Raw genomic sequence first — 22,631 nt, 5'->3', positions numbered from 1 at the left:
ATGAGAAAGTTCATGCAAGTACTGCTTCTACTGGCAGTCATTGCGGCAGGTGTGTTGGCTTGGGTATTTATTCCATCGCACGAAACCATCGGGCAAAAAACGCTTGAGCAGGCACTCAACGACGACTACAGCCTCGTTGGACATCGAATCTACTCAACCGATCCGGATGCTGGCAACCGATTCGGCTACTTCGTATTGGCAACGGGCCAGAGCATTGAAGAGCAAGAGCCGTTTTTGGTCACTTCGGATCAGTTTATTCGCATGGAGCAAACGGGTGATAATACCTTGTCTGTGACCATCAATGGCCGTATTTACCATTATCATAACGACTTGTGGGTGCCAAAATCAGACGGGAAATTGCAACACTTTTTAGTCAGCGCAACCGCCAAGTACGTACGCTAAAACGGGAACATTACTACCCCCTCCCACCACACACACAAAAAAAAACAAAGCCCCGCATACACTGCGGGGCTTTTTACGTGAAGAAGAAAATAACATCGAATAAATGAGCGTTACTTCGCTAACACTTTCTCTTTAATCACTTTGAGTACCCCAGCCTCTTGGTTGCTTGGCGCAGAATAACGAGCAATTTTCTTAATCTCTTCGTGCGCGTTGGCAACCGCGTACGAATGCTCACTGACTTGCAGCATTTCGAGGTCATTGAGGTAATCACCAAACGTCATGGTTTCTGCCGGAGTAAAATTCATCGTCTCTTGAAGATGCTGAATGGCCGCACCTTTAGAGGCCTCGGCATTCATCACATCCAGCCAGATTTTTGCACTCACCACGACTTTATGCGTTGCGCCAAACTTAGCGTTCATGGTCGGAAACAGGAGCTCTTCCGAACCGTCAAAGTGACAAATTGCTACCTTAATAAACTCGTCTTCGACCTCAAGCAAATCCGGCACATATTCACAGCGGTGGTAGTACTTTTGAAATTCTTCCAGCGATTGCTGATCATGCGTTTCGATGTACGCCGAGCGCTTGCCACACAATACGATGTTCGCCCCGTCAATCTCACGAGCCGCTTTCACAATCTCCAACACTTCCGCTTTAGGAATGGTACAACTGTAGAGCTCTTTGTCTTGGTACATCACCAAGGTGCCGTTTTCAGCCACATACAACAGTCTGTCTTTGATTGGCGCGAACGTGTCTCGCAGGCTGTAATACTGACGACCAGACGCAGCGGAGAACAAAATGCCTTGCTCTTCCAGTTGCAAAAACAGATCGAAAAACTCTGGATCCAAACGACCGTACTGGTCAAGCAATGTGCCATCCATATCGGAAGCAATAAATTTGATGCAAACTTGTGACATTAACGAAAACTCTAAATGATGCTGCGAAAATATATCCATGTAAGGTACAGGATCTTGTATGAATCTCAAGTCGGGATGACGACGCTTTTCGCATTCACCAAGGGTGCTGTTTAAAGTAATCTTCACTGTGATCGATGAAAGCTCTCACCGCAGGAGACAAGTGTTTACGTGATGAATACAGCGCGTAAATGTTGAGATCATTTGGCTTCCAATCCGGCAACACCGACTCAAGCTGACCCGATTTGAGATAGATATTGCTCAAGTAAGTTGGCAACATCGAAATACCCATGCCTTGTAAAGCGCCATGCAATAACGCCGTGGCCTCATTGCTGGTTAGGCGACACTCAATTCCCACCGATTCGAACTGGTCGCCCTGAGACAAATGCCACACGTGACGCTCAAAGTTTTTGTATCCCAAACAGTCGTGTGAAGATAAATCTCGCGGATGCGCGATCGCGTGGTGAGTTTGTAAATATTGCGGTGATGCTACCAACACCGATTCGCACACCGCAATCGGCTTACCAATCAAAGAAGGATCGGGATCTGACGCAATTCGGATCGCCAGATCGATGCGTTGTTCGGTTAGATCACTCACTGAATCTTGCAGATCTATGTCGATATACACTTTGGGGTGCTTTTGCATAAAACTGTTTACTACGGGGATCAACTGTGAGAATCCAAATGAAGTACTAGACGCAAGACGGATTTTTCCGGACAGCTCACCATCAACGGCAATGTTCGACGTTAATGTATCGGCCTGTTTTAACCAGCGCTCAATCTGAGGCAAGCTGCGCTCCCCTGCGGTGGTGAGGGACACCTTGCGCGTGGTGCGGTGTAACAAACGAGTTTGCAGCCAGTTCTCCATCGCCTCTACATAACGAGTCACCATTGGCCGAGACATGTCTAACCGCTCTGCGGTCGCGGTAAAACTGCCAGAATACACCACATCCACAAACACTTTTGCTGCCGTTACTCTATCCATACATTTGATCGAAATAAGAAATAGTGATGCACATTATTGTGTATTTTTCCGAGCGTATCAATTTCCTAATATAGCTCCCGTTCCCAAGCCATGGTCGCTTGGCCCCAAATTCTTTAGGAGCTTATTATGAAAAAATTAACTTTGATTGCTGCATCCATTTTAATGGCAAGCCCTGTCCTAGCCTCTCCCCTTACTCTTGAGGTTTACAACGCCGACGGTAACAGCTTCCACGTAAACTCAACCTTGGTATACGGTGAGACTGACGCCATGGTTATCGACACTGGCTTCACCAAAGCTGACGCGATGCGCATTGCCGCTAAAGTGCTGGACTCAGGCAAAACGCTTAAAACCATTTTTATCAGCCAAGCGGACCCAGACTACTACTTTGGCGCAGAGGCCTTACACCAACAGTTCCCTGATGCGCAGATCATCACAACGCCTGCGGTTCAAAAAATTATTAAAGAGAAATTGGCTGGAAAGCTGGCGTACTGGGGACCAAAGCTTGGCGCAAACGCACCGGTAAAACCAGTGATCCCTGTCGCGTACGATAAAGCATCATTGGAGCTAGAAGGTCATAAGATTGAAATTCGTGGTAACCATGGCACATCAGCACACCGCCCTTACCTATGGATTCCAGATAACAAAGCGATTCTAGGTAACGTAGCCGTGTACTCAAACGTACATTTGTGGATGGCAGATGCCGCTGACCAGACCGCCATCAATGCTTGGGAGCAGCAACTTAGCGAGATGCTTGCGCTTAAACCTCAAGTGGTCATTCCTGGTCACATGAAAGCAGGCACAAAGCTGAACGCAGACACCATTCGCTACTCGCAACAATACTTGCAGGATTTTCAGCAAGCGAAAAAACACAGCAATAACAGCGTTCAACTCATTGACACCATGTCTGCGAAATACCCAGAAGCTCAATTGCCAATCGCGCTAGAAATCGGTGCGAAAGTGCATACTGGTGAAATGTCATGGTAACCGTGCATTACTTCTTCGATCCCATGTGTGGTTGGTGCTACGGGGCATCACCACTCATCGAAGCCTTGATGGACACCTCTCAATTTAAGGTAGAGCTTCATCCCGGCGGTATGATTGAGAAACGCGCGATTGAACCTGAATTTCGTCAGCACATCATCAACAGTGACGCTCGTATCGCAACCGAAACCGGAGCAACGTTTGGTGAAGCATATCTGCAACGCGTGAAAAGCGAAGATGCGTTTGTTCTTGATTCTTATCTACCCACACAAGCGATCTTGAGTGCGGAGAAAATGGGGCTGAATCCATGGCACATGCTAAAGGCCATCCAATCTGCGCATTATCAGCTCGGGTTAAAAGTGAATGAAGCATCGACGCTCAAAGCCATTGCAGAATCGCTAGGTTTAACAAGTGATGCGTGGGAGCAAAACATGGCGTTAAGCGAAGCCGAACTAGATGAGAGAATTCGCTCTAGCCGACAATTGATGCGACAGTTACACGTTGGTGGTTATCCAACCCTGATTGCAGAAGTAAATGGCGAGTACTTGACCTTGCCGCACTCGACCTACTACGACAAACCGGCACAGTGGAAGCTTGCATTACAAAAACTGCAATAAGCTCTTCCCCACTCGCTCTTGTTCTTAATCCAAGAGCGAGTGCCAACACCGACATGGCAATCCTGACTCAAACAGGTACAATCCTCGCTCGATTTTTTACTCGCGCGGATACCCACCATGCACTCGCCTGAACATTGTTTTACTCGTTTTACTGCTGATATTTCTGGCTATGAATTGCCAACGCAGTTTACGTTTCCGTTCTACTACACGCCGCATCCTCTTTGCGTTATGGCCGCAAAGCAATTGCAACAGCACTTATTAGCGCAAACCGACTTCGAACACGATTTTGGTTTGGTTAATGAAGAAACGGGGCGAGGCAAAATGTTTGGCGTATTGCTGGTAGAAAACCCTCAAGGCGAACTCGGATTTTTAAGTGCGTTTTCTGGCAAAATTGCTGACCAAAACTTGATTCCAGGGTTTGTCCCTCCTGTGTATGACATGCTGACCGATGAAGGTTTCTTCCGCGCAGAAACGGATGCCATCAACGCCGCCAATGCGGAGTACAAAACCTGTGCCGCGAATCCGGAATTGGCAGATCTTAAAGCGCAAATACAAGCCGACCGAGCCGCTTATCAACAAGAAGAGCAAACACAGCGCCAAGTGATGATTGACGGCCGCGCCGCACGCAAACGACAGCGTCAACAGGGCGAGCAAACACTCAATGCCGATGACCTCAAAATCTTATTGGATGAGTTGGGTAAGCAAAGTGTCGCCGAGAAAAACGTTCTCAAATACTTAAAGCAAGCGTGGGATGAAAAGCTTGCAATCAAAGAAGCGCGCTTGGCTGAGTTAGAGCAGCAACTTGCTCACCTGAAAGAGCAGCGCAAAACGCTCTCCAACGCTTTGCAGCACAAATTGCATAAACAATACCGCTTTCTAAACAACCATGGCAAAACACGCGACTTGGTGGACATTTTTGCGGACACCACAAACCCAGTTCCACCAGCAGGTGCGGGGGAATGTGCTGCGCCAAAACTGCTTCAATACGCGTTTAAACACGGATTCAAACCGCTGGCGCTGGCAGAATTTTGGTGGGGTGTGTCGCCAAAGTCTGAAGTTCGCCAACACAAAAAATTCTACCCATCGTGCAACAGCAAATGTCAGCCGATTTTGGGCCATATGATGCAAGGGCTGGATGTCGAACCTAATCCATTGGCGGAGAATTGGGCAGAAGACAAAGAACTAGAGATAATCTACCAAGACGACGCTATGGTCGTCGTCAACAAGCCCTCGGGCTTACTTTCAGTGCCTGGTAAAACTATCAAGGACTCTGCTTATACGCGCCTACAAGCGATGTACCCTGATGTGGAAGGGCCGTTTGTGATTCATCGTCTCGACATGGCGACCTCTGGCATTTTGGTGCTTGCCTTAACTAAGCGCGCGAACAAAAGTCTGCAAAAACAGTTTATGGCTCGCGGCGTACAAAAACGTTATATGGCACTGCTCGAAGGCGTATTAAACGAGCCTGAAGGGGAAATTTCACTGCCAATGCGTGGTGACCCAGACGACCGCCCACGTCAACTGGTGTGTTTTGAACACGGGAAACATGCAGAAACCTACTGGCAACTGATTGAAGTCAAAGATGGGCGCAGCAAGGTATACATGTATCCGAAAACCGGGCGTACTCACCAACTACGTGTACACAGTGCTCATCACATGGGGTTAAACATGCCGATGGTTGGTGATGGTTTATACGGCGAAAAAGCCAACCGCTTACACCTGCATGCTGAGATGCTAGAGCTGGATCATCCATACAGCAAAGAGCGCATGGTGTTCAAAGCTGAGTGCGAATTCTAACGTCTTCCCGATTTTAAATAACAAAAAGGCACTGACTAACAGTGCCTTTTTTGGTTTCTAACAACAGAATAGGCGTGATGCGCAATACCGAAAACCGTTAGCTCACCTTAAACTTGGTCCACACCTGAGAGCGCCAACGTCTTGCCATGATGATACCACGTACCCATTCATCGAGTGCGATTGCCATCCAAGCCCCTAAAACGCCATAACCCAAGTGGATGCCAAAGATGTAAGAGAAAAGCACGCCTAGTCCCCACATACTCAAAATCCCCATTTGCACTGGGAACTTGATGTCACCCGCGCCTTTGAGCCCCGCGATAAAAATCAGGTTAAACACACGTCCGGCCTCGAGCAAAATTGAGCCCATGACTAACGAACCTGCCAATGCGAGTATCTCTGGTTGATCGGTAAATACGCGCAGAATCTCTTCTCTAAACAGGTAAATCAGTGTGGTTGCCGCCGTTGATGCCACAAATCCCACTAAGAAGTAGATTTGTACGCGTTTTAAAATGCTGCTCACCCAACCTTTACCGATGTAGTAACCAGTCTGAATTTGCGCTGCCTGACCAATTGCCAACGCGAAAGCAAACGAGAAACGGGCAATGTTTTGTGCATAAGTGAAAGCCGCCAACGATGCCGTCCCCATTTGCACCACAAAATACACAATGCAGATTTGCGCCACGTTGTAAGACAGCACTTCACCCGCGTTCATGCCGCCGATTTTTAAGATCTTTTTGTAAATCTCTGCGGGCACTTGTTTCATGGTCGACATCGGTAGTTCAATGCTGCTGCGAGCGAGAATAAACCATAACATTAACGTACCGATGACTTGGCTGACGACGGTTGCTATTGCTACACCTTGCACACCATACACAGGTAAACCGAAAGGCTGGTAAAGCGCAATATAGTTACCAATGATGTTGAACACACCCGAGATCAAATTCACCACCATTGGGGAACGTGAATAACCATGACTACGCAGAATAGTTGTAAAAACAATGCCAATCGTAACGTTAAACGTCATCGCACCGCTTATCAGCAGATATTCATGAGCGTACTGCTCAACTTGCGCTTCCAAGCCGTAATACGGGAGTAGGTATATCGCACCAAGCACGGCAATCACACTCAATAGCACACCGACGAGCACAGACAGCGCAATACTCGCAACACCAACGCTCACTGACTCTTGCTCGCGTCCAGCGCCATTGTATTGGGCAATCAAAATCCCCGTACCGCTACTGACAAACGTCGAAACGATGATTAAAAAGAAGGTAATCTGCGTGATCACACCAACAGCGGATACGGCTTTGTCTGAGTAGCCACTCAGCATGAACACGTCACTGGTTCCTAAAGCCGTCCGTAGCAAAATTTCGACAAGAATTGGCCAAGCTAATGCCACGATGGACATTCGTTGGTTGATGTTTTGGCTTTTAGGCATGCTTGTAACCTTTCCTACAACTAAAAACTGCCTCACAATATTTGTGAAGCAGTTTAAAAATAGTGACTCGAACGAAGCTCGATATGAGGTTGTGATTTAGCGCGGATTCTAGTCGCATATTGGTCATAACGACAACAATATTTCGCCCTGTTTCGGAAAAATATTTCTAATGCATTTTCGAAACGACATATGCCTTGACGATACGTAGAGCAGAGATTGGTGAACAATACTCTCAATCAACGAGCACCGAACAGAATCAGGATAATCAATAGAAATGTGTCTAACTAGATACATTACTTTGAATTATCAGTCGAACCATATAGAGCCATGAAGAACCGTCATGAAAACCTGCATGCGCCACCATTCCTCTTTGAACACTCGCACCAAATCACACTGATGGCTTTGCACTAAAAATGACTGATATCACATTTGGAAACTTTGTTGTTCTATTTATCGCGAAAATACCGCCTAGAATAAGCGTACACGTTAATTAAGCAAGGATACGTAATGTCGACATTGGCTGGGGCGCGCTTAGAAGAAATGGCGGACATCCGCTCAACAAGAAAAAAGAAAATTGTCTTTTTATGCTCCAGTATCGCCGCTGCCTGTTTAACTTATGGTTCCATTGCTCAATCACTTGAGAATAACTGGGGTTTAAGCTTTTTCCATGCTTTATGTGCCCTGGCATGCTTAGCAATCAGTTATGTAATAAAAGTCCAGCGGCACCATCAATACGCCGACTTATGGCTAAGTGCTGTCTTAATGTTCGAAGGGTTATTGTTACTTCTGTATAACGACGCTCCGTCAGGCAAAATGTTATGGCTATATCCTATTGTCGCCACTCTGGTATTAATTAATGAGTTTAAGGTCGGTCTGCTGTTCAGTGGCACCTACATTTTACTGATCTTTTTTGGGGTCGCTTTTTTAGATCGACTGCCAACAGCCACAGAAATCATAGAGCGGAGATTGATGCTGACCCTGATAGCGACCGCGTTTGTGTGTCACACGTTCTCGTATTACTACACGAAAGTCCTCAATTACATTCAAACACTGTATCGTGAGGGGATTGAGGAGTTAGCATATTTTGACCAGCTCACTGGGCTTGCCAATCGCTGGAGCTTTGAAACTTGGGCGCGCGCAAAGCTCGATGAAATCAAGCACTCATCTGATGACAGCATCACCGCATTGGTTTTTCTCGATATCGATAACTTCAAGCACATCAACGACACCTACGGGCACGATATTGGTGACCAAGTACTTCAAGCCTTCGCCACTCGATTAAAAAATAACATTCGCAACAAAGACAGAAAAACAGATAAACACGACTACTCCATCGCTCGATTTGCGGGCGACGAGTTTGTAATCATGCTTTACGATGTAAAAAGTAAAGATGACCTCGACAGCATCCTAAAACGGATCGTGAATCTGTTTCCGACAGGTTACCGAAGCTACGATATGATTAACGAGTTAACAATGAGTGTAGGTGCTGCTATCTATAAGCAAGATGCAAAGGATTTGTCTGAATTGACTCGATGTGCAGATAAAGCAATGTACGCAGCTAAACATACTGGTAAAAACCAGTACGCCTTTTATGAGTACTGCAATACGGAAGAACAGTCAACATCTGATGCACCAGAGGTACCAGAAGCTTGCTAATGACTAAGCGAACACATGCATCACCCAAAGCCCCACAACGAGGAATACGATTAACCACACTACTTGCAACGTTCTGTTCGGCTTGTCTTGCTGACGAGTGGGGTGATCTTTAAACGCACGGCCCTTCATTTTGCCCATTAAGCTCTTTCCTAGAGCACGTCGATAAAATTCACGTCTCTTATGAGCGGCATTGGCAACTTCGGTAAAGCGCTGTCTTTGCTCATTGGTGAGATCTTTATCCTCGTAACGAGGAGGGAGATCAGAATGCTTGCGTTGTACTGCCATCACTTCCTCCCTGGTCGATGGGTACATTTTTATTAAGTATATACCCAAATAACCAAAAAGATGCGTTATAAGTGAAGCACATAGACGAAAAAACCACCCGAAGGTGGTTTTATGACGAGCAACAAATGAACACTAGAAGTACTCACATAAATACGCAGTCGCTTCTTTCACTTGAAGCTCAAATGAAGAATTACCTTCCACTTCAAAAAACTCACCACTTTGATAAGTCGTCCAATCGCTCTCGCCAACACGCTTGACCACAAGCGCACCTTTTACAACCGTCATACGCTCTGGTGCTTGAGTACCAAACGTGTACTCACCAGGAAGCATCACACCAACGCTAACATCCTGATCTTTCTGGTTAAAGCCCAGTGATTTTACACTACCAGCAAAATAGCTATTTTCCTTAATATTCATTATTGGTTTCCTTATCAAAAGTCCGCTCTTTTTTACCTTGTTTCTTTCCGTTACTCAAGCTTTGAAAGCCATTAAACTCAACGTAATAACGCACATCCTTTGCTACTGAGCGAGAACCTCTTTTCACAAGGATTAATCAGGCAACCTAAACCGATCAAGAAAAACTGCGAAGTAATGAATGTGAGCAAACAACAAAACCATCAATAAGATGTGTATCTGAATGTAAAAGTGGACATTAGATCATAGTTTCGTCGTCTCAATGGCGGGATTGTTTGTTTTTAAAAAGGAAGGTTTCCACCATGTTAAAAAAGTGGAGAAAATTAGATCTATGACGGACTCGACTCGCCGAAGGCGAAAAGCACGACAAGAACCAAAACTTTCATTTTTGGCTCGCCACCAATCCAAAATCCTCAAGAGTACATTTGTCTGCTTCGGGATGGGTCTGTTGACGTTTTTTGGCTATCAAATCCACCTCTCCTATCAAGACCACATTGATCCGGAAAAGGTGTACGGCGAATGGATTGAGATTGGCGCGCCACCCTACCAAACAGAACGTCTCGTTTTCACTGAAGATGGGGTATACCGAAACCATCGACTTATTACGACGGAATTTGAATTCGATGGCAAGGTCATCACGTTGAATACCGGATTAGGAAAGACCGCGTATCAGATCTCAGGCTCTCATCTTTCACCTCAAATACGCCGTATTGAGCCTCTTATTCCAGATCAGCGATTCATTCGTAAAGGATTTGAGCATACCGTTCAGGGCTCAGAAACCGGCGCAGCCTCTAAACGTCGTGCCGCGTTGAGTGAACACTTCAGCCGTGACTAATACGTCTTCACGGCTATTTTTCCTTTCAATTCTCTTTCTATATCAATGAAACAAAACCTTAATAAACAACAAAATAAGGTCTTCATCGCATTTAACTAACTCGTTACTGAGTAAATAATAATTTTAGTTTCTGCTGAGATTTTATAAATTATTGACTCAGTCTGACACTTTCTGTGTAACAGAGTGCGAGTTTTAGTTAAGTTCTCTCAAGTGCCTCGAAAACCGTCTTAATTTTTTTTGACGAAAAAAGACTCTCTGAAATGCTGAGTGTGATGCTTTTGCACGTGGAGTAAATCCAATCATCTTATCTGGTGCAAGAGCAGCCTATGTTCTAGGTAGAACATGAATCCAAGGATTGAGAGAGAAGTTATGATTCGATTTAACCTATGTGCAGCTGGAGTTGCTTTAGCGCTATCAGGTGCTGCAGTTGCGGCTCCAACCGCACCAAGTATCGATATGTACGGTTCCAACAACCTTCAGTTTTCTAAAATTGAGCTCGCGATGGAAACCACGTCAGGCTACTACGACATGGTGAAATACCATGAGCAAGCGAAGATTACTGTTAAGTTTAACCAGTGGAGTGGCACACCTGGTGACACTTACAACGTCTATTTTGATGGTGTAAAAGTAGCAAGTGGCCCTATCACTGGTAGCCAAACGACAGCTTCGTTTGAATACGGCCAAGGTGGCTTATACCAAATGGAAATCGAAGCATGTGATGCGACAGGTTGTGCGAAAAGCGCACCAGCTGAAATCACGATTGCAGATACCGATGGTTCTCACCTGAAGCCACTAACGATGAATGTTGATCCAAACAACAAAACCTACAATACCGATCCAAGCGTCGTGATGGGTACGTATTTTGTTGAATGGGGCATCTATGGCCGTGACTATACAGTCGATAATATGCCGGTCGACAACTTGACTCACATCCTTTACGGTTTTATCCCAATTTGTGGCCCAAATGAGTCTGTGAAGTCTGTTGGCGGCAACAGTTTCAACGCGCTACAAACTGCTTGTACAGGTGTGCCTGATTATGAAGTCGTTATCCATGACCCTTGGGCTGCTTATCAGAAGAGCTTCCCACAAGCTGGTCATGAATACAGCACGCCTATCAAGGGTAACTACGCAATGCTAATGGCATTGAAACAACGTAACCCTGATCTAAAAATCATCCCATCGATCGGTGGTTGGACACTGTCTGACCCATTCTTCGATTTCGTGGACAAGAAAAACCGAGACACATTCGTCGCATCAGTTAAGAAGTTCCTGAAAACTTGGAAATTCTACGATGGTGTTGATATCGACTGGGAATTCCCTGGCGGCGGCGGCGCAGCAGCCGATAAGGGCGACCCTGTAAACGATGGCCCAGCATACATCGCACTGATGCGTGAACTGCGCGTAATGCTTGATGAATTAGAAGCTGAGACAGGCCGTACTTACGAGCTAACGTCCGCTATCGGTGTCGGTTACGACAAGATTGAAGACGTAGACTACGCAGATGCAGTTCAGTACATGGATTACATCTTCGCAATGACTTACGACTTCTACGGTGGTTGGAATAACGTTCCTGGTCACCAAACTGCGCTTTACTGTGGTTCATTCATGCGTCCTGGTCAGTGTGACGGTAGTGGCGTTGATGAGAACGGCGAACCGTACAAGGGTCCTGCTTACACAGCAGATAACGGCATCCAACTTCTTCTTGCTCAAGGCGTTCCTGCGAACAAGCTAGTACTTGGTACAGCAATGTACGGTCGTGGCTGGGAAGGCGTAACTCCAGATACGCTAACCGATCCAAACGACCCAATGACAGGTACTGCTACAGGTAAACTGAAGGGCAGCACAGCACAAGGTGTTTGGGAAGATGGCGTAATTGACTACAAAGGCATTAAGTCATTCATGTTAGGTGCAAACAACACTGGCATTAACGGCTTCGAGTACGGCTACGATGCACAAGCAGAAGCACCATGGGTATGGAACCGTACTACGGGCGAGTTGATCACATTTGATGACCACCGTTCAGTGCTAGCAAAAGGTAGCTACGCGAAGTCTCTTGGTCTTGCTGGTCTATTCTCTTGGGAAATTGACGCGGATAACGGTGACATTCTAAACGCGATGCACGAAGGTATGGCTGGTGGTGTGGTTCCTCAACCAAACCGTAAACCAACCGCAGCCGCTGGCGCAGATCAATCGGTAACAGGTCCTGCAAGTGTGGTTCTAGATGGCAGCCTGTCAAAAGACTCTGACGGCACCATCGCAAGCTACGCTTGGGAACAAGTATCTGGAACAGCAGTGGTACTAACAGGTGCAAACACAGCGAAAGCAAGCTTTGATGCAGCAGAAGTTACTGTTGAAGAGCAATTAACTTTCAAGCTGACGGTGACTGATAACGAGGGTGCAACGGCATCTGACCTCGTTGTAGTAACAGTGAAACCAGCAGGTGTTGTTGACCCAGTGAACAGCGCACCAGTTGCACAAGTTGTTGCTCCAGCAACAGCAAACGCTGGTGACGTTGTGGTTGTAGATGCATCTGCGTCTAGCGATGCAGACAACGATACCCTGACATTCAACTGGACTCTACCTCAAGGTCTGAATGCAACGGTTGAAGGCTCTAAAGTCACGTTCACTGCTGCGGAATACCCGCAAGACACAAGCTTAAGCTTCACTGTAAGTGTGAGCGACGGTAAAGCGTCTTCATCGGCAAGCGCGACAGTGGTTGTTGCACAGCACGCAACCGATCCGAACCCTGGTACTTGTGACAACGCATGGGATGCGAGCGCAGTGTACACAGGTGGTAACCAAGTGACTCACGCAGGTAAAACGTGGGAAGCGAAATGGTGGACTCAGGGTGACGATCCTAGCCAATCTGGCGAATGGGGCGTTTGGAAAGAAGTTGGCGTAGCTAACTGTAACTAACTTCAGCCTTGCAGACGTTCTGCTAAATAAACAAAGGACAGCTTCGGCTGTCCTTTTTGGATTTAACTTCTTAACGAGAAGAGCAACACCAGAGACGAAAAAGTCTGAGGTGTTACTTTCAAATCGAATTAGCGCAAAACGGAGCGAATCAATCAGTAAAAGTAAGGGTTACCAAGCACTATCGAGCAAACGGTCAAAACTACTGAAGACTTGCTCACACTTCATCACTCGACCATGCCCCTGACCTTGTGTTGTCACTAACTCAACGTTTTTAATCTCTTCAGCCGCTTTTGCCGAGACACTGTATTTGGTGAACTTATCTTGCTCATCATGAATAATAATGGTGTGAGACGGACGCTCAGACAAACGCTTCATCGGATCAATGGACTGTAACGGATAACCAAATTGGTCTTCAACTTCTGAAACCACAGCATTAAAAAGCTTCATCGAGTAACCGGAACGCGCAATGCTGCCGAATAAGTTCTCTACGTAATTTAATACCGGAGCAATAAGCAGCAAAGGCTTGTTTTCTAATTTACTGTGCCTACACTCAAGAGCAGAAGCGGTGCCCATGCTGTGCCCAACTAGGCCAACAATATCCTCGACCGTATCCAACACATCTTCTAATCCTCTGACAAACCCCGGAATGTGCCCATACTGCCCCTCACTCTCACCATGTGCCGGATGATCGTACGCCAAAGCAGTAAACCCTTTCGACGCAATATGTTCCATCAGTGGATAAAACTGACTTGCCGTGCCAGACCAACCATGAGTTAGCACCCAAATAGGTCCAGAGCCCAAAGTATAGGTTTTGATGATGCCTGCATGCCCTTTAATTTCACCTTTGATAAGCCCTTGAGGTTCAATATTTTTAGGTTGCGTACGAGCAGGTGTCAGAAGAAGCTTGCGCGCGGTCTTCTTTGCATGTGACGGGGCCAGTGTATGGTGTAACCGAGTACTCATGTTCACCAAACTGCGCTTAATACTGAAACGTTGCGATGTATTAAAGTAAATTTTTTCACTCATAATCATGTCCTTAACTATCAGCTTTGCACAAAATAGAACGGTCGTGCTTTTTCATACTGATAAGAAAGAGCGAACTCAGCCGCTCTTTGTGATTTTATGTCTACGAATCTGGGAAGCGAATAACCGATATTAGCCTTTCCAGCGAGAAAATAAGTTGTCGATCCCTTGCCAAAACAGACGCAAGCTTTCTTGCTCACCTTTAATTGAGTAAAAAACATGCGCACTCAAATAGAGACCGTACAAATCAAATGTTGCTTGGCGTGTATCTAAGTCTGCTGCAAATTCTTGCTTCTCTTTGCCTTTCGCTATTTGGATCTCCAAATAACTCAGCCAAGTATCTATGGATTTACGCAGTCCGGCCTGAAGCGGGCAATCTTTATCTGCCGTATCATTCCAAGCGTCAAGAAACATACAACTTCCTTGGAATGCGTGATTCCAAGTCATCCAAGAGTCGAGCAACCCTCGAATTTTACGCTCGATATTGCCATCCCCGAGTTCTCGAGCAGGCTCAATAACCCGATCAGCGAACACTTTATTGGCGTGATCAAGCACCGATAGCTGTAAATTCAACTTCGAATTAAAGTGGGCAAACAGACCACTTTTCGACATACCGCATTGCTTGGCTAACTCTCCAATCGTAAGACTTTCTAATCCGTCTTCGCTGGCGATCTCAAAAGCCCGCTGCAGAATAAACTCTTTTGTCACTTTTCCTTTTTGCATAATCTTATTTTTAGCACGATCGTTCTTTTTTGCAATCTCGAGTTAACTGGTCTAACCATTATTCAGTGCTATTTTCGACTCACGAATCAGGTATTGATTGCGTTAATAGGTTAATAATTAAGAAGTTTGAAGTAAGTCTTAATTTTCAAAACAGCTTCAATGTAAGCGCAAGTCTGTTGACTTTTTCACGTATTACTTCAGTAACAACCTGCTATTTTCACCTAAGTTTTTTATTTAGGTAAACAATGTAATGGCAAAGAAACAAAAAATAGCCAGCTTAGAGTTTGCACGTATCATTGCGATGCTTGCGATTGTGGGTTTGCATTGCCAGATGGCACTGACGTACTGGCAGTGGAATGGGATACCATGGGTTGGCTATATGCTCAACCAACTGGCTCGTTTTGCTGTTCCGCTGTTCTTTCTCATCTCGGGTTATCTAATCCAGCCGAAGTTGAGTCACTCACCTATCGATACTCTTAAGAACTACGCCAAACCGTTAATGAAGGTTTGGCTCATTTGGAGCATGATCAGTTTACTGATGCCATTCCAATGGCAGACGGTCGCTGAGGCAGGGTATCTCGCCGAAAGGCAAGGTTATTGGGGGTACTTAATGTCAACCCCGATCAATTCACTCATCGAAGGCGGACTCGTTCATCTGTGGTTTATTCCGGCTCTGGTCATTGCCGTAGCGTTAATTGCCTTTCTCGTGCATATCAATATGGCGCAAATGATACTGCCAACTGCAGTATTGCTATACATATACGGGGTCTTTGCTGGCAGTTACGCGACCATTACCGACCTGCCAGCGCCTTTCTTTACTCGTAATGGGCCTTTTTTCAGCACGTTGCTAGTTGTTCTGGGTTATTTCGCACGAGAAGCGCAGTGGCGGTGGTCGCGAAACAATACGGTTCGATGCATTATTCTTGGCATGGCACTGCATTTTGGTGAAGCTTACTGGCTGATGCAACATGACATCGCTTTCAACTCGCACGACTTCCTATTCGGTACCGTTATCTGGGCTGTAGGTGTCTTTATGTGGTTTTTGGCTCACCCTCATTTTGGCGACATGCCTTGGATCTTCAAACTATCTCCTTGCGTGTTAGGGATATATGTTAGCCATCTGCTTATCATAATTGTCATGATGAATGTCGCTGGATTTATCGGGCTGCAACACCTCGCGAAAGATGTGTTTATTTATCCTGCAACGATTGTTGCAACCATACTGCTTGTGAAAGCAATCGACGCTTCACCGTTGAAAAAATGGCTCCTACGCTAAATGCATTCAGCTCTAGATATAGCTAGCTTTAACTCAAAAGGATTAGAGCTAGCCAGTTAAAAATGAGATTTCTCTCTCACTGACCAATTTTTGACTTTCTAATCCTTCAGAATTTGCTTTCACTCACAAAAAACATTGTTCATTTCCTTTAAATTGACTCGACTATTACAACATTGCTCATTAAACGGAGGCTGTATGTGGGCAGGTCAAGGACTCGTTCCTTTTTTAGAGATTAGTCACTGGTTAACTTACGGTTTATATGCCGCTGCGGTTTTATTCGGCGCAGCAAGCATTGCGTCACTCAGAAAATAGTGGCGCACACTATCATTTCCTAACTCCTACTGTTAATTCGAGCTCTCTCACAACTAACTCATTCATTTGTGGCTAATATTTCTCCAACCAGACAAAGGAGAAATGTCTATGCCAATCTATCCAATTGTGGCTTTCTGCTGTTTGTTGTTCTCTAGCGCCACCTTTGCTGCATCAACCAATGAACTGAACCTTGTTAATTCTGGTGTCGGTTACGCGGCTCTGATTATCTTTTCGATCGCTTACATACTGGTTATGTTGGAAGAGTATCTGAAAATGAGAAAATCCAAGCCAGTGCTGCTCGCTGCAGGATTAATTTGGATTCTGATTGGCTACACCTTTGCTCAACACAACCAGCCTGAAATCGCCAAATCCGCACTAGAACACAACTTGTTGGAATATGCCGAGTTGCTGCTGTTTTTGCTCGTGGCGATGACCTACATCAACGCAATGGAAGAACGCAAACTCTTCGACGCCTTACAAGCGTGGATGGTCGGTAAAGGTTTTGGATTCAAAAAGTTGTTCTGGCTGACGGGGTTTCTCGCTTTTGTCATTTCACCGATTGCCGATAACTTAACTACGGCCCTATTGATGTGCGCTGTAGTGATGAAAGTCTCTGGTGATAATCCTAAGTTCGTCAATCTTGCTTGTATCAACATTGTTATCGCAGCCAACGCTGGCGGTGCATTCAGCCCATTTGGGGATATTACAACCCTGATGGTGTGGCAAGCCGGTCATGTCAGCTTTGCTGAGTTCATTCCGTTGTTTGTACCGTCATTGGTGAACTACTTGGTTCCCGCGTTTTTGATGTCACTGTTTGTTCCAAACACAAAACCGAATACGATTCACCAACACGTTGAGCTAAAACGCGGGGCAAGGCGTATTGTCGCATTATTCATTCTGACTATTGCCACTGCGGTCTCTTTCCATGCTGTGCTGCACTTCCCACCCGTTATGGGCATGATGATGGGCTTGGCGTACTTACAGTTTTTCGGATATTTTTTGCGCCAAACTCTCAAACACTCACTCGCAAAAAAAGCAGCTATGGCAATTGCCAATGGCGATGATCAGGCATTGAAGCGCTTAGGCTCAGTGGTTCCGTTTGATGTGTTTCATCGTGTGTCTCGAGCCGAATGGGACACCTTGTTGTTCTTCTATGGTGTTGTGATGTGTGTTGGCGGTTTAAGTTTACTTGGCTACCTCGAACTGGTTTCAAACGTCATGTACACGCAATGGAACCCAGTCTGGGCAAACGTAATGGTTGGTGTCCTATCTGCAATCGTCGATAACATTCCGGTTATGTTTGCTGTACTGACCATGGAACCAAACATGTCGATGGGCAACTGGCTACTGGTCACATTAACCGCAGGTGTCGGGGGCAGTTTGCTTTCCATCGGATCCGCGGCAGGCGTCGCTTTAATGGGAGCCGCGCGTGGGCAATACACCTTCTTTGGCCACTTAAAGTGGGCTCCCGTCATCGCCTTGGGTTATGCCGCCAGTATTGCGGTACACTTGTGGATGAATAGCGGTTTATTTACTTAAAAGCACCGACAATCAGGTGCTTAACTTGCAACACAACCTAGCGGTCGGATGGATGGTTAACGCCATCCATCACCTCAATCGCTCCCAACTCATATGGGTTGACGCCCTCTAAGCAGCCGACATTATAGCCATACTCACTCGGGTCAGAACGACGCTGATGGTGCGTATAAATTCCGCACTCGCCACAGAAAAAGTGCTTCGCAGTGTGTGTATTAAATTGATACTGCTTCAAGACGTCTTCGCCTTGCACAATACGAATACCGTTCAAAGGTACAGACGCGACAATCGCGCCACGACGTCGACACATAGAACAGTCACACCGTCTCGGTTTCTCAATACCATTGGGTAACGCCAGTTCCAACTCAACTTTTCCACAGTGACAACTCAGTCGATGTAATGTGTTGATTTGGGTGTTGCCAACTTTCTTAATCATAACTTTTCCTTGTTGTTTTTCTATCTGTGTACATTATGTTAAACAGGTTAATATCATCATAATCTCGTCCAAAAACTCGACATCCATCACTTTTCGCGACATTTTATTGGCCGATTTGTTAGTTGCTATTTTGGCGACTGTCTATCGCGTCCGTGAGACGTGTTATCTCCGGCGCGGTTTTTAAACCAAGGAAATTAATTTATGGACAAAGATCATAGCCTAAGAGAGAACCTCTTGGCTCTGACGCTCGGCAGTGCGTTGGTGTCACTTGGGGTGATATTTTTTAGCAAAGTAGGATTGCTCACTGGCGGTACGGCTGGTTTGGCGATCTTCCTAACCAAAGTGAGTGACTTCAGTTTTGGTCAGATATTTTTCGCTCTTAACCTCCCTTTTTATATTTTATCTGTGATGCGCATGGGTTGGCGCTTCACTATCAATACCTTTATTGCGGTTTCGATTGTCTCTTTTGCGGTCGATCATCTGCATCATGTGATTGAGATTTCACGAATCGAACCTTTCTATGCGGCACTTTTGGGTGGTGGACTGATTGGAATCGGCATGTTGGTAATTTTCCGTCACAAAATGAGTTTGGGTGGCTTTAACATTCTAGCGTTGTACCTTCAGGAACGTTTTGGAGTTCGAGCGGGTAAAGTTCAAATGGCGTTAGATTGTGCCATCGTGGTGATGTCACTGTTCATTGTAGATGTGCACCTTATCGCTCTATCTGTTCTAGGTGCCATCGCAACGAACTTGATTTTGGCGATGAACCATAAACCAGGACGATACCAAGCAAAAGCGCAAGCAGCATAATCATCGCTGCATAGTCAACAACCTTAAAGCCCCCAGCCAGTCGCTCGGGGCTTTTTTCATTCAACGCTAAGATCACGTCAACGAGCTCGTTTTGCAGTGCTGCTGCATCTCTTCATCCAATTTAGCTTTATATTTCTGGCTAAGATGGAAGTGTACTTGCATCAACAAGTCATGTGCGTGGAACAGCTCAAACGCGTCGCTACCATTTTGCTGACAAATAGCCTCACAGCGCTCAGCATGCACTTTGGCTTCTTGCGGTTTATCCGCTTTAAGCAAGCTCATCGCTAAGCGATACTCTGCGCGCTCTTCTTGCATCCACCCCCCTGCCACTTTCCAATAGTCTAGCGCGAGTGTCGCTGCTTCTAACATCTTCGATTTTTCCATGCACGTGCGCTCAGCCAGCGCTTCGTACTGACATGCTAAGTTGTTCGCAGTGATCGCGATAGCGCGCGCTAATGGCCCTTCTGCATCGTTCGGCGTCATTCCTAACGCTGCCTTCACCAACCATTGACTCGCCAGTTCAAGCTGAACAAGTGCAGAAAGTTCATTCGAAATCAAAGCGTAAACTCGGCGTTGTTCTTGCTCTTCCAATAATTCCATATTGTCAGTGCCATCTACGAAGTAGCGCGCAACGGCAATACTGCGTTGAAATGCCAAACTCTCGGCAACCTTGCGTTCATCAAAGTGATCTAAACAAGTAAGAAACTGTTCTGGGCACTGGAGATGCCCAATAGCGGTATGCAGCATCAATGCGAATATTCGCTCGATTTGGGTAACGTCTTCCACCTCGCTCAGAGCCGTTTCTAGCTGAGCATAAATTTGTTCGGGATTGTCCTCGTGATGCTGCCAACACTCACTCATGAAGGCATCAAAATCCGTTTTGAAAGGCATGTCCTTATTGTCCTTTTTCTGTTCGTATAACGAATATGAAACCCTACACTATCGTTACCCCTGTGTAGCACGCTTAATCCCAATATGAGAATCGCTTCACTTAAAGCGGTGTACCTTGCTCCAGCGCGAGCAAACGTTGCTTGCGCTCCACTCCACCTGCATATCCAGTCAGTTTTCCGCTTTTGCCAATAACGCGATGACAAGGTACCACGATAGAAATCGGATTCTTCCCATTTGCTAACCCAACAGCACGCACAGCTTTAGGGTTACCTATCGCATTCGCAAGATCTTGATAGCTCCACGTTTCCCCATATGGAATGGTCGTTAGTGCCTGCCAAACTTGATTTTGAAAATCAGTGCCTGTCGCTGCAAGGGGCAAGTCGAATTCGTTGCGCAGACCAGCAAAGTATTCATCCAGTTGGGTGACAGCTTGGCGCAAAACCGGATGCTGCTCGTCTCGCACTCCCAGCTCACTCGGCTTAGTGGTGCATGTTTCAAACCAAATGCCAAGCAAGCCCTCAGCGTTCGATTGGATAGTCACCGTTCCTAGTGGACTCGGCATTTCGGTATAAAATGTTTTCATGATTGATTCCATAAGTGAAACGTCGCGTAGCTTCCCCAAGGGGCCGCAGTGTGCGTATTCAGTGATGGGTAACGCTGCATCGCCTTTTTCACCACTAAGTCTTTATCTAGAAAGCAATCGGGTTGAGATTGCCCTCGCAGTTGAGCATAACTGACGGTCCAAGGTCCAATGCCTTTCAAAGCTAGCCACTGCTGGGGGTCAGCTTCTGAGTTGTCCTGCATAAACTGAGCGAAGCGCACTAGCGTCTCTTTACGACTTTGCGGCATGCGCAAAAAGCTCACGTCGGCGTTTGCAATATCACTGGGAGTCGGGAAAAAACGTTTTTCTGACTCACCACTAAGTGTGGCCACCAATAAGTTAAGTTGACCAATCGCAGCTTTAACCGACACTTGCTGGCCTAAAATCGCTCTAGCCCCTGCTTCCCATGCATTCCATACACCAGGAATACGAATACCTTTACTCGACACGAGCCCAGGCGCGACATACTCCAAATGCTGCTCAACAGTACAAATATCAGCGTCAAGATCGAACATACGACGAATGTCAGACACCAAGTTTTGCAGCTTCGTTACGTCTTCAATTTCAAACGCCAGTTCTAAGTATCCTTCACCTTTTGTCGCTTTAAACCAGGCTTTGCTGTCATCCAAAAAAACGTTGCGCTGATAACTCTCATCACTCACCAGCTCAACCCCCTCAACCGCTCGCAAACGATAGAAGTCCAACATGTGCGACCAATTCAACTCACCTCGATAAGGTAAGGCAATTCGATTGCAACCCGCACCATCAAACTCTTTACGGCGTACTTGAGAAGGCGTTAGTTTGAGAAACTTTTGAAAAGCATCGTTAAAGCGGCGCGTACTGTTAAAACCTGACGCAAACCCCACGTCGGTGACCGACATAGAGCTGGAGTGAAGCAACTGTTTGGCGAACATTAGTTGCTGATATTGCGCATACTGCTTGGGTGACATACCTAGATACTGCTCAAACAACATACGTAAGTAACGGTCAGAAATCCCAACACGCTCAGCCAACTCAGACACCGAATGGTGATGCAACTCCCCTCTATCAATTAACGAAATCGCTCGTTGAAAGGTCGTCTCGACACCTTTCCATGCCCAAGATCCAGGCGCGCTATCAGGTCGACAGCGTAAACACGGACGGTACCCTGCTTGAAGAGCTTGCGTCTTATCAGCGAAATACTCAACATTTTCTTCTTTAGGCAAATTTGCCGGGCAAATCGGACGACAAAAGATTCCCGTTGTTTTTACCGCCACATAAAATCGCCCATCAAAACGACTGTCTCGCGCGACTCGCGCCTTGTGACACTGCTCGAAGGTCAGTGAGGTATGGGGGTGAATAAACATAGTGCTTTCCTTGCTCATGCCTTTTGTCATTTATTGTTCATAGGCATCGTTCAATATAGTGTTATTGTAGCTTGCTTAAGCGCCCACAATTAGCCATTTTCGGAACTCAATATTGAGATTTATTGGCATTAGCGCTTTTGTACACTAAAGTTAGATCCAGAACATCACAACAACGTCGGCTAAAGGGAATTGGCATGGACTTACATACTTGCGTAATTGTATTAAGAAACCAAAAGGTTATTACCAGTAAATCCGTAGATCATTCTATTGGAATTATCGAACGAGACTCAGATAACGAGATCTCAGAAATTCAGATTAATGCGACGGATGGACGTAATATTCGAACTTATCACTACAACAATGTAGAGGAGTCATTAGAGAGCTTAATGAACCTCTGACGGTTTTCTTTAACACACCTTTCTCCCTTGTTAAAAGCGAAA

Annotated in this window: 22 protein-coding genes; 11 read left to right on the top strand and 11 right to left on the bottom strand. The window is 46.0% G+C overall.

The genetic code is table 11. The features are described from left to right. The first annotated feature begins 12 nt into the window (after window positions 1–12). Window positions 13–402, top strand: a complete 390-nt coding sequence (locus R7Z49_RS03225; protein ID WP_017633832.1) for a hypothetical protein — start codon at window positions 13–15, stop codon at window positions 400–402. 110 nt (window positions 403–512) lie between these two features. Here R7Z49_RS03225 and R7Z49_RS03220 read toward each other — a convergent pair whose 3' ends face one another. Next, a complete protein-coding gene (locus R7Z49_RS03220; protein ID WP_042522338.1) occupies window positions 513–1,316 on the bottom strand; it encodes a Cof-type HAD-IIB family hydrolase in 804 nt (267 codons plus the stop codon). 94 nt (window positions 1,317–1,410) lie between these two features. Beyond that, the gene (locus R7Z49_RS03215; RefSeq protein WP_017633830.1) at window positions 1,411–2,298 is read right to left on the bottom strand and encodes a LysR family transcriptional regulator; all 888 of its coding nucleotides are present in this window, start codon (window positions 2,296–2,298) and stop codon (window positions 1,411–1,413) included. 126 nt (window positions 2,299–2,424) lie between these two features. Between R7Z49_RS03215 and R7Z49_RS03210 the strand changes: the two genes are divergently transcribed. The 3 genes from R7Z49_RS03210 (at window position 2,425) to R7Z49_RS03200 (ending at window position 5,693) form a co-directional block, all read left to right on the top strand. Further along, window positions 2,425–3,282 (top strand): MBL fold metallo-hydrolase, encoded by an 858-nt coding sequence (locus tag R7Z49_RS03210; RefSeq protein WP_169628496.1) that lies wholly within the window; start codon window positions 2,425–2,427, stop codon window positions 3,280–3,282. Then, window positions 3,276–3,896, top strand: coding sequence for a DsbA family protein (locus tag R7Z49_RS03205; RefSeq protein ID WP_047102496.1), 621 nt, complete (start codon window positions 3,276–3,278; stop codon window positions 3,894–3,896). The genes R7Z49_RS03210 and R7Z49_RS03205 overlap by 7 nt, the downstream gene beginning before the upstream one ends. Window positions 3,897–4,013: 117 nt before the next feature. After that, window positions 4,014–5,693: an RluA family pseudouridine synthase gene (locus R7Z49_RS03200; RefSeq protein WP_047102495.1), complete on the top strand. Its 1,680-nt coding sequence runs from the start codon at window positions 4,014–4,016 to the stop codon at window positions 5,691–5,693. 97 nt (window positions 5,694–5,790) lie between these two features. On the opposite strand, the gene R7Z49_RS03195 is transcribed toward R7Z49_RS03200, so the two are convergent. Next, complete coding sequence (locus R7Z49_RS03195; RefSeq protein ID WP_115386895.1) at window positions 5,791–7,131, bottom strand: MATE family efflux transporter; 1,341 nt, start codon at window positions 7,129–7,131, stop codon at window positions 5,791–5,793. A 507-nt stretch (window positions 7,132–7,638) separates the two neighbouring features. Between R7Z49_RS03195 and R7Z49_RS03190 the strand changes: the two genes are divergently transcribed. Then, complete coding sequence (locus tag R7Z49_RS03190) at window positions 7,639–8,787, top strand: GGDEF domain-containing protein (protein ID WP_104976349.1); 1,149 nt, start codon at window positions 7,639–7,641, stop codon at window positions 8,785–8,787. Between the two features lie 3 nt (window positions 8,788–8,790). On the opposite strand, the gene R7Z49_RS03185 is transcribed toward R7Z49_RS03190, so the two are convergent. Both R7Z49_RS03185 and R7Z49_RS03180 read right to left on the bottom strand, forming a co-directional pair. Then, window positions 8,791–9,072, bottom strand: coding sequence for a hypothetical protein (locus R7Z49_RS03185; protein WP_005374405.1), 282 nt, complete (start codon window positions 9,070–9,072; stop codon window positions 8,791–8,793). 132 nt (window positions 9,073–9,204) lie between these two features. Beyond that, entirely contained in the window at window positions 9,205–9,489 is a 285-nt protein-coding gene (locus R7Z49_RS03180) for a pyrimidine/purine nucleoside phosphorylase (protein WP_005383244.1), read from the bottom strand. A 328-nt stretch (window positions 9,490–9,817) separates the two neighbouring features. Between R7Z49_RS03180 and R7Z49_RS03175 the strand changes: the two genes are divergently transcribed. Together R7Z49_RS03175 and R7Z49_RS03170 are read left to right on the top strand one after the other, a co-directional pair. Further along, complete coding sequence (locus tag R7Z49_RS03175; RefSeq protein WP_005374408.1) at window positions 9,818–10,321, top strand: DUF2850 domain-containing protein; 504 nt, start codon at window positions 9,818–9,820, stop codon at window positions 10,319–10,321. Between the two features lie 369 nt (window positions 10,322–10,690). Continuing rightward, complete coding sequence (locus tag R7Z49_RS03170; RefSeq protein WP_318111320.1) at window positions 10,691–13,237, top strand: glycosyl hydrolase family 18 protein; 2,547 nt, start codon at window positions 10,691–10,693, stop codon at window positions 13,235–13,237. 168 nt (window positions 13,238–13,405) lie between these two features. Here the strand turns inward: R7Z49_RS03170 and R7Z49_RS03165 are convergent, their stop codons facing one another. After that, window positions 13,406–14,263 (bottom strand): alpha/beta hydrolase, encoded by an 858-nt coding sequence (locus tag R7Z49_RS03165; RefSeq protein WP_213914699.1) that lies wholly within the window; start codon window positions 14,261–14,263, stop codon window positions 13,406–13,408. 129 nt (window positions 14,264–14,392) lie between these two features. After that, window positions 14,393–14,983, bottom strand: a complete 591-nt coding sequence (locus R7Z49_RS03160) for a TetR/AcrR family transcriptional regulator (protein ID WP_005374416.1) — start codon at window positions 14,981–14,983, stop codon at window positions 14,393–14,395. Window positions 14,984–15,233: 250 nt separating this feature from the next. Between R7Z49_RS03160 and R7Z49_RS03155 the strand changes: the two genes are divergently transcribed. After that, window positions 15,234–16,259, top strand: coding sequence for an acyltransferase (locus R7Z49_RS03155; protein ID WP_318111319.1), 1,026 nt, complete (start codon window positions 15,234–15,236; stop codon window positions 16,257–16,259). A 420-nt stretch (window positions 16,260–16,679) separates the two neighbouring features. Next, the gene (gene nhaD, locus R7Z49_RS03150) at window positions 16,680–18,110 is read left to right on the top strand and encodes a sodium:proton antiporter NhaD (protein WP_206957601.1); all 1,431 of its coding nucleotides are present in this window, start codon (window positions 16,680–16,682) and stop codon (window positions 18,108–18,110) included. Window positions 18,111–18,147: 37 nt separating this feature from the next. Here the strand turns inward: nhaD and R7Z49_RS03145 are convergent, their stop codons facing one another. Next, a complete protein-coding gene (locus R7Z49_RS03145; RefSeq protein WP_017821038.1) occupies window positions 18,148–18,543 on the bottom strand; it encodes a GFA family protein in 396 nt (131 codons plus the stop codon). Window positions 18,544–18,744: 201 nt separating this feature from the next. Here R7Z49_RS03145 and R7Z49_RS03140 point away from each other — a divergent pair, with 201 nt between their 5' ends. Beyond that, window positions 18,745–19,353 carry a YitT family protein gene (locus tag R7Z49_RS03140; protein ID WP_005374427.1) on the top strand — a complete coding sequence of 203 codons (609 nt, stop codon included), beginning with the start codon at window positions 18,745–18,747 and terminating at the stop codon, window positions 19,351–19,353. A 72-nt stretch (window positions 19,354–19,425) separates the two neighbouring features. Here R7Z49_RS03140 and R7Z49_RS03135 read toward each other — a convergent pair whose 3' ends face one another. The 3 genes from R7Z49_RS03135 to R7Z49_RS03125 form a co-directional block, all read right to left on the bottom strand. Next, window positions 19,426–20,244: a hypothetical protein gene (locus R7Z49_RS03135; RefSeq protein WP_213914701.1), complete on the bottom strand. Its 819-nt coding sequence runs from the start codon at window positions 20,242–20,244 to the stop codon at window positions 19,426–19,428. 100 nt (window positions 20,245–20,344) lie between these two features. Continuing rightward, window positions 20,345–20,827 carry a methylated-DNA--[protein]-cysteine S-methyltransferase gene (locus tag R7Z49_RS03130; protein ID WP_005374431.1) on the bottom strand — a complete coding sequence of 161 codons (483 nt, stop codon included), beginning with the start codon at window positions 20,825–20,827 and terminating at the stop codon, window positions 20,345–20,347. Further along, the gene (locus R7Z49_RS03125; protein WP_031780807.1) at window positions 20,824–22,191 is read right to left on the bottom strand and encodes an AlkA N-terminal domain-containing protein; all 1,368 of its coding nucleotides are present in this window, start codon (window positions 22,189–22,191) and stop codon (window positions 20,824–20,826) included. The genes R7Z49_RS03130 and R7Z49_RS03125 overlap by 4 nt, the downstream gene beginning before the upstream one ends. A 194-nt stretch (window positions 22,192–22,385) precedes the next feature. On the opposite strand from R7Z49_RS03125, the gene R7Z49_RS03120 reads away from it, so the two are divergent. Then, window positions 22,386–22,589: a hypothetical protein gene (locus tag R7Z49_RS03120; protein WP_017633816.1), complete on the top strand. Its 204-nt coding sequence runs from the start codon at window positions 22,386–22,388 to the stop codon at window positions 22,587–22,589. Window positions 22,590–22,631 lie beyond the last annotated feature (42 nt).

It is taken from the genome of Vibrio sp. 1562, assembly GCF_033340155.1.
Lineage (GTDB): Bacteria > Pseudomonadota > Gammaproteobacteria > Enterobacterales > Vibrionaceae > Vibrio > Vibrio alginolyticus.
This window is presented reverse-complemented; position numbering and strand designations above follow the sequence as displayed.